This is a genomic window from Shewanella sp. MMG014, from assembly GCF_018100775.1.
In the GTDB taxonomy this organism is placed as follows: Bacteria; Pseudomonadota; Gammaproteobacteria; order Enterobacterales; family Shewanellaceae; genus Shewanella; species Shewanella japonica.
Window position 1 is genome coordinate 96875 of record NZ_JAGJDZ010000009.1, and the last position, 11535, is coordinate 108409.

At 41.8% G+C, this 11535-nt stretch carries 13 protein-coding genes; 12 read left to right on the forward strand and 1 reads right to left on the reverse strand.

Annotation, left to right across the window (positions count from 1 at the left end):
- The first annotated feature begins 4 nt into the window (after window positions 1-4).
- From flhF to J8L86_RS15075, 12 genes are all read left to right on the forward strand, one after another.
- A complete protein-coding gene (flhF, locus tag J8L86_RS15020) occupies window positions 5-1393 on the forward strand; it encodes a flagellar biosynthesis protein FlhF (RefSeq protein ID WP_211030930.1) in 1389 nt (462 codons plus the stop codon).
- Window positions 1394-1397: 4 nt separating this feature from the next.
- The gene (locus J8L86_RS15025) at window positions 1398-2279 is read left to right on the forward strand and encodes a MinD/ParA family protein (RefSeq protein ID WP_055025014.1); all 882 of its coding nucleotides are present in this window, start codon (window positions 1398-1400) and stop codon (window positions 2277-2279) included.
- The gene (locus J8L86_RS15030) at window positions 2272-2991 is read left to right on the forward strand and encodes an RNA polymerase sigma factor FliA (protein ID WP_055025013.1); all 720 of its coding nucleotides are present in this window, start codon (window positions 2272-2274) and stop codon (window positions 2989-2991) included. Before J8L86_RS15025 ends, J8L86_RS15030 begins: the two co-directional genes overlap by 8 nt.
- A gap of 41 nt (window positions 2992-3032) precedes the next feature.
- A complete protein-coding gene (gene cheY, locus J8L86_RS15035; protein WP_080916243.1) occupies window positions 3033-3416 on the forward strand; it encodes a chemotaxis response regulator CheY in 384 nt (127 codons plus the stop codon).
- A 14-nt stretch (window positions 3417-3430) separates the two neighbouring features.
- Window positions 3431-4168 (forward strand): protein phosphatase CheZ, encoded by a 738-nt coding sequence (locus J8L86_RS15040; RefSeq protein WP_055025011.1) that lies wholly within the window; start codon window positions 3431-3433, stop codon window positions 4166-4168.
- Window positions 4169-4184: 16 nt separating this feature from the next.
- Window positions 4185-6494, forward strand: a complete 2310-nt coding sequence (locus tag J8L86_RS15045) for a chemotaxis protein CheA (protein ID WP_211030931.1) — start codon at window positions 4185-4187, stop codon at window positions 6492-6494.
- A 24-nt stretch (window positions 6495-6518) separates the two neighbouring features.
- Window positions 6519-7658: a chemotaxis response regulator protein-glutamate methylesterase gene (locus tag J8L86_RS15050; RefSeq protein WP_211030932.1), complete on the forward strand. Its 1140-nt coding sequence runs from the start codon at window positions 6519-6521 to the stop codon at window positions 7656-7658.
- A 13-nt stretch (window positions 7659-7671) separates the two neighbouring features.
- A complete protein-coding gene (locus J8L86_RS15055; RefSeq protein ID WP_247663427.1) occupies window positions 7672-8121 on the forward strand; it encodes a membrane anchored protein in chemotaxis locus in 450 nt (149 codons plus the stop codon).
- A 51-nt stretch (window positions 8122-8172) separates the two neighbouring features.
- The gene (locus J8L86_RS15060) at window positions 8173-8964 is read left to right on the forward strand and encodes a ParA family protein (RefSeq protein WP_055025007.1); all 792 of its coding nucleotides are present in this window, start codon (window positions 8173-8175) and stop codon (window positions 8962-8964) included.
- A complete protein-coding gene (locus J8L86_RS15065; protein WP_247663429.1) occupies window positions 8948-10180 on the forward strand; it encodes a chemotaxis protein CheW in 1233 nt (410 codons plus the stop codon). Before J8L86_RS15060 ends, J8L86_RS15065 begins: the two co-directional genes overlap by 17 nt.
- A gap of 8 nt (window positions 10181-10188) precedes the next feature.
- On the forward strand, window positions 10189-10683 hold the full coding sequence (locus J8L86_RS15070; protein WP_055025005.1) for a chemotaxis protein CheW: 495 nt from the start codon (window positions 10189-10191) through the stop codon (window positions 10681-10683).
- A gap of 84 nt (window positions 10684-10767) precedes the next feature.
- A complete protein-coding gene (locus tag J8L86_RS15075) occupies window positions 10768-11166 on the forward strand; it encodes a DUF2802 domain-containing protein (RefSeq protein WP_055025004.1) in 399 nt (132 codons plus the stop codon).
- 12 nt (window positions 11167-11178) lie between these two features.
- Here J8L86_RS15075 and J8L86_RS15080 read toward each other — a convergent pair whose 3' ends face one another.
- On the reverse strand, window positions 11179-11478 hold the full coding sequence (locus J8L86_RS15080; protein ID WP_211030933.1) for an EscU/YscU/HrcU family type III secretion system export apparatus switch protein: 300 nt from the start codon (window positions 11476-11478) through the stop codon (window positions 11179-11181).
- Window positions 11479-11535 lie beyond the last annotated feature (57 nt).

The following is an 11535-nucleotide window of genomic DNA, read 5'->3' on the forward strand; positions in this document are numbered from 1 at the left end:
TTAAGTGAAAATTAAACGATTTTTTGCCAAAGACATGCGTTCAGCATTAGCTCAAGTGAAAGACACCTTGGGGTCAGATGCTGTGATCATGTCAAATAAGAAAGTCACTGGTGGTATAGAAATTGTTGCAGCTGTTGATTACGACGAGCCAAAAGCTGATGTTGCAGTGAACTCACCTGTTCCTGGTTTTATGGACGTGAGTGATGACCAAGTTTCGTTAGGTATCAACAAGCCATCAGTTAAAGCCCAGACCAAAGTGAGCCCACCACCTGCGGCAGACTCTCTGCAAGCGTTATTAGAAAAGCAGCATAATCGTTTACAACAACAGATGACTCAGCGAGTAGAAGAAACGGAATTACCTGATTGGGCAAAACAGCTTCAAGATACTAAAGCCGCTAAAGCTGACACTAAACCGCAGCCGCAATTCGACCAACCAAGAAGTTCATCAAGAAATCATAGTCAATCTGAAGAAATGGAAGCCATGCGCGAAGAAATGGCGTCATTACGCGGATTGTTGACCCATCAAGTTTCATCCTTGATGAAGGATCAGAAAAAACGTACAGACCCAGTTGGGGCTATGCTTGAAAGTAAACTCATTAATGCTGAGTTTTCTCCAGCTGTCGCCGCAAAATTAGCAGGGCTTAGTCAACAATATACCCCAGCAGATTTGGTTAGAGCACTACCACAGAGTTTAGCGAATTTATTAGATAATCAAGGTGATGATATTGTGCGCACTGGTGGCGTTGTTGCTTTTGTTGGTCCAACAGGTGTTGGAAAAACGACCTCACTAGCAAAACTAGCTGCTCGATTTGCTGCACATCATGGCCCAGAGCAAGTTGCATTAATTACAACCGATCATTATCGTATTGGAGCCTTTGAGCAATTAGCAACTTATGGCAAAATAATGGGCTGTCCTGTTAAACAGGCACATGATTTAGCTGAATTAGAACAAATTCTTTATCAGTTTAAGAATCGTAAGTTAGTATTAATAGATACTGCAGGTATGGGACAACGTGATTTACGCCTATATCAGCAATTAGATGATTTAATGGCAAATACAAGAATACCGATTAGAAGTTATTTAGTGATGTCAGCAACTTCACAACGCAGAGTGTTACAAGATGCAGTTGAGCATTTTAAACGCATCCCGTTATCGGGAGTTATTTTGACAAAACTAGATGAATCCGTATCGATTGCCGGCGCATTAAGTGTATTGATTCAAAATGGGTTACCATTAAGTTATGTAACTGATGGTCAACGTGTTCCAGAAGATATGCAAGTTGCAGATACGCTAATGTTAGCGAAACAAGCGTTAGCAGCATTAAACGACACCAAACCTCAAACGTCACCTGACACTGCGTGGTCAAATGACATGGCCTACGCATTCGAGTAAAAATATGACCCGAGATCAAGCAAGTGGTTTACGTATGATGAATCAACCAAATAACGACAAAGTAAAAGTAATCGCAGTAAGTGGCGGTAAAGGCGGCGTGGGTAAAACCAGTGTGTCAATTAATACAGCTGTTGCCCTTGCTGAGAAAGGTAAACGAGTACTCGTACTTGATGCCGATTTAGGCTTAGCGAACGTCGATGTGATGCTCGGTATTCGAGCTGAACGTAACTTATCTCATGTACTGTCTGGCGAAGCTGAACTGGATGATATTATCGTTCGTGGTCCTAAAGGGATCGGTATTGTACCGGCCACTTCAGGTACACAAGCGATGGTTGAATTGACTCAAGCTCAGCACGTTGGATTAATTCGTGCTTTCAGCGAAATGAAAACCCAGTTTGATGTACTGATTGTCGATACGGCAGCAGGTATTTCAGATATGGTGTTAAGTTTCTCTCGTGCTTCACAAGATGTATTGATTGTGGTTTGTGATGAACCGACATCAATTACCGATGCATATGCCTTGATAAAAATTCTGAGTCGTGAACATGGTGTGTTCCGGTTCAAAATTGTAGCAAATATGGTACGAAGTTTACGCGAAGGTATGGAGTTATTTGCCAAACTGAGTAAAGTAACCGATAGATTCTTAGATGTGGCTTTAGAATTGGTTGCTACGGTGCCATTCGATGAGAACTTACGTAAGTCTGTTCGTAAACAAAAATTAGTTATCGAAGCCTTTCCTAAGTCTCCTGCGGCCATTGCATACCATGGTTTAGCGAATAAAATTATGAGCTGGCCGATACCGCAACAGCCTGGTGGACATCTTGAATTTTTTGTTGAACGTTTAGTTCAGCGTAAAGATCCACAAGAGGATACTACGAGTGAATAAAGCCGCCGCGTATACTCAGTTTGATAATAAAACTTCAATTGTTGAACAGTATGCTCCGTTGGTAAAAAGAATTGCACATCACATGCTAGCAAGGCTGCCAGCATCAGTGCAATTAGATGACTTATTACAAGCAGGGATGATGGGGTTGCTAGAAGCATCAACGAAGTTTGATGGAAGCAAAGGGGCAAAATTTGAAACCTTTGCAGGCATCAGAATTCGTGGCTCTATGATTGATGAAATCCGTCGCGGAGACTGGGTTCCTCGTTCTGTGCACCGTAATCAGCGCCGAGTGGCTCAGGTTATTGATGAACTAGGACAAGAACTTGGCCGTGATGCTAGAGATACCGAAATTGCTGAAAAGCTAGAAATGACATTAGAAGAATATCACCATATTCTCAATGATGTGTCAGTCGGTAAAGTCATCGGAATAGAAGATCTTGGTGTTTCTGAAGATGTGATTGTAAGTGAGGAAACAACTCACGATGAAAATTTTGATTCTTTAGCTGAAACTCAGTTTAAATCTGCGTTAGCCGAAGCAATTACAACATTACCCGAAAGAGATGCGTTAGTTTTGTCGCTATATTATGACGAAGCATTAAATTTAAAAGAAATCGGTGCCATTCTTGAGGTCAGCGAGTCGCGTGTTAGCCAGATATTAAGTCAGGCAATGCTGCGTCTTAAAGGCAAGCTTAAGCATTGGACACAGGTATAATTATTAATAAAAGCACAGTGTGAAGCTCACCGGAGGAAACCTTGGACAAGAATATGAAGATTCTTATTGTTGATGACTTTTCAACAATGAGACGCATCATCAAGAACTTGTTGCGAGACTTGGGGTTTAATAATACCCAAGAAGCAGATGATGGCTCAACCGCCTTACCAATGTTACAAAAAAGCGAATTTGATTTTGTTGTCACTGACTGGAATATGCCAGGCATGCAAGGAATTGATTTGCTAAAGGCTATTCGTGCTGATGATTCATTAAAACATTTACCTGTTTTAATGGTGACCGCAGAAGCAAAACGCGAACAAATTATCGCAGCAGCGCAAGCTGGTGTGAATGGTTATGTTGTTAAACCGTTTACCGCTGCAACGCTAAAAGAAAAACTCGATAAAATCTTTGAGCGTTTAGCATAAGCTAAGGATAAGTTATGCAGGCAGCAATATCGGGGTTAATCGACCTTGAGCAAGCCAAGCAGCTCGTAGCACTACTTGAAGATGGACAACAAGAACAAGCTGATGACGTCATTCGTGACTTATCAGCGCCGCTTCAAAGAGAGTTGTTTGATGAAGTGGGTAAATTGACACGTCAATTACACAGTTCATTAAATGAATTCCAATTAGATACGCGTTTAGCCGAACTTGCCAACAACGAAATACCTGACGCAAAAGAAAGATTGAACTTTGTCATCGATATGACAGAGCAAGCTGCAAATAAAACCATGGATGCAGTTGAAGAATGTTTACCTTTGGCCGATACAATAATAAATAACATTCAATCGGTCACGCCAATGTGGGATAAATTGATGCGTAGGGACATTGCTCTTAATGAGTTTAAGGCTCTGTGTCATGACGTCCAACATATCATGTCTCATAGCGAACATGACTCAAGTCGATTAAGAGAATTGCTCAATCAGATATTGATGGCGCAAGATTTCCAAGACTTAACCGGGCAAATGATCCGTCGTGTTATTGATTTAGTCAGAGAAGTGGAAAGCAGTTTAGTGTCAATGCTAACCATCTTTGGCGAAAATGCAGCTGACTCGGCACGGGTCGTTGATGAAAATAAAATTGAAGCAGAAGGCCCTATCTTGAATGCTGAAACACGTGAAGACGTGGTGACTGGCCAAGATGAAGTGGATGATCTGCTCTCAAGTCTGGGTTTCTAACTAGGAGTCAAATTTAATGTCTTTTGATGTTGATGAAGAGATACTCCAGGACTTTTTAATTGAAGCTGGTGAAATTTTAGAGCTTCTGCAAGAGCAACTTGTCGCTCTTGAAAATAATCCTGATGATGCTGATTTACTGAATGCTATTTTTAGAGGGTTCCACACTGTTAAAGGTGGTGCTGGATTTTTAAGTTTAGGCCCAATGGTCGATGTGTGTCATGAGGCAGAAAATACCTTTGACTTACTAAGAACGGGCAAGCGCCAAGTAAATGCAGAATTAATGGATATTATTCTGCAAGCAGTTGATGCCATCAACAGCATGTTCGAACAAACTCAGCAAGGTCAGCAACAAGATGATGCTGACCCTGAGTTGTTGGAAAAACTCAAATTATTAAGTTCTGGTGAGCCTTTGCCATCAGAGCTTGTTGGTAGTGCAACTCATGCTGAACATGAAGTTGAAGTTGTCGAAGAATTTATTGAATCAATTTCTGAAGACGTTGTAGAGACTGTTGAAGAACCTGCAGTTGAAGCACAACTTGATGACGAAACCTCAGATGCGTCAGGCTCTATTGATGATATCGACGAAAGTGAATTCGAAGCTTTACTTGATGCACTTCATGGTGAAGGAAAAAGTCCAACGTCTCAAGTAGACCCTGAACCTGCAATTGCGCCAGTTGCTGAATCTGAACCTGCTGCCAACAGCGATGAAATCACCGATGATGAATTTGAAGCGCTATTAGATGAGCTTCATGGTTCAAGTGGTTTTAATGCCGCGCCAACAGCGAAAGCGACTCCTGCGCCAGTTGAACAAGAACCTGCCGTAGATGCCGATGATATTACTGATGACGAATTTGAAAAGTTATTAGATGAGTTGCATGGAAAGGGGTCTGCACCAGCGGCCGTTAAACCTGCAGCAACAGCATCGACATCCTCAAAAGCTGCTACATCAGCAACAAGCTCATCGCCATCAAACGCAAGTCAGTCAGCTGCAGATAAAGCGCAAACTACCCAAGCTAAAGCTGCTGAACCAGTTGCAACTCCTGCTGCTAAAGTAGAGAAAGCTGCTCCGGTTGCAAAAGCGCCAGCAGCGCCTAAAGCAGCTGCAGTGGCTAAGAAGGCAGAGCCTGCAAAAGCGCAAATGCCTCAAGGTGAGACAACTGTTCGCGTAGATACCTCGAGACTCGACCAAATTATGAATATGGTCGGTGAGTTGGTTCTGGTTAGAAATCGATTAGTAAGTTTAGGTATTTCTCGCGATGATGAAGAGATGTCTAAAGCTTTAGCTAACCTCGATCTTGTTACTGCTGACCTTCAAGGCGCAGTGATGAAAACACGTATGCAACCGATCAAGAAAGTGTTTGGTCGCTTCCCTCGAGTTGTACGTGATTTAGCGAGAACATTAAATAAAGAAATTGATTTAGTCATGGTGGGTGAAGATACCGACCTTGATAAAAACTTGGTTGAAGCATTAGCCGATCCTTTGGTTCACTTGGTGAGAAACTCAGTGGATCATGGTATTGAAATGCCTATCACTCGTGAAGCCAATGGCAAGTCACGTGCAGGTACAATTACCCTGTCGGCAAGCCAAGAAGGTGACCATATTCTTCTCAAAATTGAAGATGATGGCGCTGGAATGGATGCTGATAAGTTAAAAGAAATTGCTATTAGTCGTGGTGTATTGGATGAAGATTCAGCCGCTAGAATGACTGATAATGAAGCTTATAACTTGATTTTCGCACCAGGCTTTTCGACCAAAGTTGAAATTTCAGACATCTCCGGCCGTGGTGTTGGTATGGATGTCGTTAAAACACGTATTACCCAGCTTAACGGAACCGTACATATTGATTCTGTGAAGGGTAAAGGCACCATTTTAGAAATTAAAGTGCCTCTGACTTTAGCAATTATGCCAACCTTGATGGTGGATGTGGCTAAACAAGTCTTTGCCTTACCGTTATCAAGTGTTAACGAAATTTTCCATCTCGATCTAACTAAAACAAATGTAGTAGATGGTCAATTAACTGTCATTGTGCGTGATAAAGCGGTACCGCTATTCTATCTAGAGCAATGGTTACATCGAAATAAGACCAACTTTACTCATGGTGATAAGCAGCAAGGCCATGTAGTGATTGTTCAGTTAGGGACAATGCAAATTGGTTTTGTCGTTGACGCCTTGATCGGCCAAGAAGAAGTTGTGATTAAGCCTCTTGGCAGTATGTTACAAGGTACGCCAGGAATGGCTGGGGCAACAATTACTTCTGATGGTGGTATTGCACTTATTTTAGATGTACCTGGATTGCTGAAATATTACGCCAAGAATAAGAAGTAAGAGTTCCAATTTTTAAGGACTTAAATGGCTACCAAAGTATTAGTTGTAGATGACTCAAGTTTCTTTAGACGACGGGTCAGTGAGATTGTTAATCAAGATCCTGACCTAGAAGTTGTTGGTGTTGCAGTTAATGGCAAAGAAGCCATTGAGATGACTGAGAAGCTTAAGCCTCAAGTGATTACTATGGATATTGAAATGCCTGTTATGGACGGTATTACTGCCGTGCGCCATATCATGGCTTCGAATCCAACACCGATCTTAATGTTTTCATCATTAACCCATGATGGTGCGCAGGCGACGCTTGATGCATTAGATGCGGGTGCGTTAGACTTTTTACCTAAACGATTTGAAGATATTGCATCTAATAAAGATGATGCGATTAAGCTACTACAACAAAGGGTAAAAGCGTTAGGTCGTAGAAGACTGTATAAACCTATCGCTCGTGCCAATGCGACTTCTCGTCCGTTGAGTAGTCATTCAACAGGCAAGCCTACCAGTTCGCTGACATCACTGCGTTCAAAAACGAGTTCAGCTAGCGAACAACCAGTTAATGCCACATCTGTGTCATCCATTAGAGCAAGTGGTAAAAAATATAAAGCATTGCTAATCGGCACATCGACAGGTGGTCCAGTCGCACTGCAGAAAATTTTGACGTCATTTCCTGCTAGTTATCCTCATCCAATATTGCTAATTCAACATATGCCTGCTGCTTTTACTCCAGCATTTGCCAGTCGACTTAATAGCTTATGTAAAATTGACGTGAAAGAAGCACAAACTGGCGATACCTTGAAACCCGGTTGTGCTTATTTAGCGCCAGGTGGCATGCAATTGATGATAGAAAAAGCGGGGGCGCTAGGGCGATTAAAAGTGATTGCAGGTAATACTGACATGAACTACAAACCCAGTGTCGATATTACCTTTGCTTCTGCTTCAAAAGCATTTGGCAGCGATGTTATGGCCGTTGTGCTAACAGGAATGGGAGCAGATGGCCGTGAAGGTGCTAGAATGTTAAAGGCCGCTGGCGCCACTATTTGGGCGCAAGATGAGGCGAGTTGTGTTGTTTATGGCATGCCTCAAGCCGTTACATCAGCGGGAATATCATCACACTCTATAGCCTTAGATAATATGGCTGAAGCGATTTTGAAAGAGACAGCTCGTGGCTAAAGCGAGCCATTCAATGTCGACCCAACACATGCTTGTCGTGTTTTTGTTGGTTATTGGAGTGATTGCGCTTGGCGCACTTTATTTTGATCTTGCTAAAGAAAATCGACAATTAACAAAACAAGTAGAAGAGCTTAAAGCATCGCAAGTATTATTGATGGTACCCGATGAACAGGCTGCAGATATTGCCAATTGGTTAGCGAAATACCCTGATCAAACTAAAGCTTTGGCGGCAAGAGCGGCTGATGGAGAAGGAATAACAATGACGTTTGGCCCAGGGAGCGATGCGGTTTCATCACAGTCAGCGGCAAGCACTAATGCTGAGCAGCAATTTTCAAACTCAGTCATTTCAAACGGAGTTGTAACTGAAAATGCACAAGGTGTGAAAGTGATTACCTTACCCCATGGGGGGATCAGAGTTACCACACGTGAGGCTGAGCCGAATAATAGCAATAACAAGCAATAACAAGCAATAACAATAATATAGTGCAAACACTTATGAGTAATGAGGCGTGATTTGAAAGTATGGACAATTGCTAATCAAAAGGGTGGTGTCGGCAAAACCACAACGGTGGCAAGTTTAGCGGGTGCGTTAGTAAAACGTGGCCAAAAAGTGCTTATGATTGACACGGATCCTCATGCTTCATTGGGTTACTATCTCGGTATTGATTCAGAAGAAATCCCAAGTTCACTATATGATATTTTCCTTTCACATAAGACCCTTACTCTTGAAAGTGTTGAAAAGCATATCGTCCCCACATCCATAGATGGATTGGATATTATTCCTGCTTCAATGGCCCTTGCTACCCTAGATAGAGCGCTCGGTCATCAAGAGGGGATGGGGTTAGTACTTAGAAATGTGACCTCGTTACTTGCAGATAAATACGATGTGGCTATCATCGACTGTCCACCTATTTTAGGGGTGTTGATGGTCAATGCATTGGCTGCGAGCCAGCATATTGTTATTCCTGTGCAAACAGAATTTCTGGCGATTAAAGGCTTAGAACGTATGGTTAAAACAATGGGGTTAATGGGGCGTTCTAAAAAAACGACCTATAGTTTTACCATTTTACCTACCATGTTCGATAGAAGAACCAAAGCATCACCTATTGCATTGCAGTCGTTAGAAGAAAAATATCCTGATACCTTGTGGCCAGATGTTATTCCTGTCGATACTAAGTTTAGAGATGCGAGTCTTGCGCATGTCCCTGCTTCTCACTATTCCCCGAGCAGCCGAGGTATGAAAGCTTATAATCGACTATTAGATTTTTTGCTCGCCAAGGAGTTTAAGCATGTCAAAATCGGTTGACGAAACTGTTTTTGATTTTTTTTCTGTTTTATTACAAGAAGCTCCAGAAGAGCCGGCAGGCGTAGCTGACTCCGAAACTCCCTTATCTAATTCAACAACTGCTAAAACAGACAATGCAACTAACTCCATAGCCGCAACGAAAAAGACTATTGATACTCACGAGGCATTAATAAATGAAAAAACAGCAGCTAACCCTCGAGATATCAATTCAGTAGATTTCAAGAAAAAGCACAGCAAAGTGGTACACAAGCCTGTCGCTCCAACTGACGATGTTCCGCAGCTCAACGAGGCTAGGGTTGCTGGCACATCACAACAGAGCAAAGCGTTTGCTGAACCTCCAGTTGATAAAGCGGCTTTATCTAAATTACTTTCAGTCGTGTCGAAACATGCTGAACCAGCCGCTAGTGCAACGATTAAGAAGCAAGGTGTTGTCGAGCCTACATTAGAAAAAACACAAGAAAATCTTGCTGCGGATATTAAACAACCTTCAAGTAGCAAGGTTCAAGATGATATTAAATTAAAAGCACAGTTATTGAGGGAAAAGCTTAGCCAAGCAAGCCCTGAAACTCAGCCAAACAGCCTAGATAAAAAAATTGACACTTCAGGCGCATCTGTCAGTAAAGTATCTGAAAAAACTGCCGATATATCATTAGAGAAAAACCATTCAAGGGAAGACACCCTTGATAGTAAACGAGAGTCATCTCCTGCTTTACAAACTGGAGCAACACCACCAAGTGTCACTCAAAACTTGCAAGAAGTGCTTGATAATGAGTTTCAGGTACTGTTTTTTAATGTTGCAGGGCTGACACTTGCTGTGCCATTGGTAAGTCTAGGTGGTATTGTTAAAATAGAGCATATTAGTCATCTAATAGGTCGCCCGGATTGGTTTTTAGGAGTACAAACACGCAGGGAGCAAAAAGTTAACGTAGTGGATAGTTGCCGCTGGGTTATGCCAGAGAAATACACTAAAGAATTGGCTGAAAGCGTAGATTATCAGTATTTAGTAATGCTAGAAGACAGTGATTGGGGCTTGGCTTGTGAGTCATTAGTTAACGCTGTAAAAATAGATAAATCACAAGTTAATTGGCGTGAAAAACCTGGTAAGCGTCCGTGGCTTGCTGGTGTGGTAAAAGAACAAATGTGTGGCATTTTAAACGTGCAAGCGCTTATTGAAATGCTAGATGCAGGATTAGGTTGTCAAGATTCGATTGACTGAGGTTATTTATGACAGACTCAAGAAATGTAGCAGCGGTTGCTACGGGTAAAGAAGATGTAGTTTTACAGTGGGTAACATTTAAGTTAGATAATGAAACCTACGGCATTAATGTGATGCAAGTACAAGAGGTGTTACGTTACACTGAAATCGCCCCTGTACCAGGTGCGCCATTGTATGTACTGGGTATTATTAATCTTCGTGGTAATGTGGTTACTGTTATTGATACACGCTCGCGCTTTGGCCTTGATTCGGCTGAGGTCGATGACTCGTCTCGTATCGTGATCATTGAAGCTGAAAAACAAGTTATTGGTATTTTAGTGGATAGCGTTGCTGAAGTCGTTTACTTACGCCGCTCTGAAATTGATAATGCACCGAATGTCGGCACTGAAGAAAGTGCTAAATTTATCCAAGGTGTGAGCAACCGTGACAATGAGTTACTTATTTTAGTCGACTTAGATAAATTATTATCGGATGATGAGTGGGCTGAAATCACTCAGTTATAGTGTTAACGCTATACCAATGAAAGCCAGCATTATTTTTTGCTGGCTTTTGTGTTTTAATGACTAAAAAATTACCAAGGAAAATAAATGTCACAAGAGTTGCTGATTCTTACCGCTATTATTGTTGTTGCAGGGGCAATTTTTTGGGCTGTGTTTAGTAAAAAAACAGCTAAGCTGCAAAGCAAAGTTGATGCACTTACCTTGTTAGTGAAAGAAAATGATCGACAGCGCGAGTCGGTTAAGCGCGAGCTGCAAGAGCTAAGAAGTGGCACCATAGGGGTAGGTAAAAGAGTATTAGAACTCGAGCAAAAGATTGCTAAACAATCCGATATGATTGAAGAGGCCAGTCAGCAAGATCCTCAGTCTAAGTTATATTCTCGCGCATTAAAAATGGTGGGGTTAGGCGCTGGGGTACAAGAATTAATGGAAGAATGTGAATTACCGAAAGCTGAAGCTGAACTTATCATTCGTTTACATAAAAAATAGCGTACATTGTCATTAGGCTTTATCTAAGATCCTTTGATGAAGGTTATTCCATTGCTCAGGAAATTTACCATCTAGCATATAGACAAATGCAATGAGCTCTGCGATTAGCGTGTAGAGCTCTTTGGGAACTGCTTCACCTAGCTCTAGCAATTGTAAAAACTCACTTAAATGCTCATCCTGATGGATATAAACCCCCGTTGCTTCTGCTAAAGCAATGATTTCTTGCGCGACTAAATCCTTGCCTGTTGCAGTTACTTTTGGCGCTTCTTTTCCATCAAAGCTCAACGCAACCGCTTTCTTAATCTTACTCATACATATCCTATTCTTTACTTTGCTTTCAATTAAAATGTGTTTTGATTCAACACTGAT

Coding starts and splice junctions, on each gene's coding strand:
- J8L86_RS15025 (WP_055025014.1), top strand. CDS start 1,398: ATGACCCGAGATCAAGCAAGTGGTTTACGTATGATGAATCAACCAAAT.
- J8L86_RS15040 (WP_055025011.1), top strand. CDS start 3,431: ATGCAGGCAGCAATATCGGGGTTAATCGACCTTGAGCAAGCCAAGCAG.
- J8L86_RS15045 (WP_211030931.1), top strand. CDS start 4,185: ATGTCTTTTGATGTTGATGAAGAGATACTCCAGGACTTTTTAATTGAA.
- J8L86_RS15050 (WP_211030932.1), top strand. CDS start 6,519: ATGGCTACCAAAGTATTAGTTGTAGATGACTCAAGTTTCTTTAGACGA.
- J8L86_RS15055 (WP_247663427.1), top strand. CDS start 7,672: ATGTCGACCCAACACATGCTTGTCGTGTTTTTGTTGGTTATTGGAGTG.
- J8L86_RS15065 (WP_247663429.1), top strand. CDS start 8,948: ATGTCAAAATCGGTTGACGAAACTGTTTTTGATTTTTTTTCTGTTTTA.
- J8L86_RS15070 (WP_055025005.1), top strand. CDS start 10,189: ATGACAGACTCAAGAAATGTAGCAGCGGTTGCTACGGGTAAAGAAGAT.
- J8L86_RS15075 (WP_055025004.1), top strand. CDS start 10,768: ATGTCACAAGAGTTGCTGATTCTTACCGCTATTATTGTTGTTGCAGGG.
- J8L86_RS15080 (WP_211030933.1), bottom strand. CDS start 11,478: ATGAGTAAGATTAAGAAAGCGGTTGCGTTGAGCTTTGATGGAAAAGAA.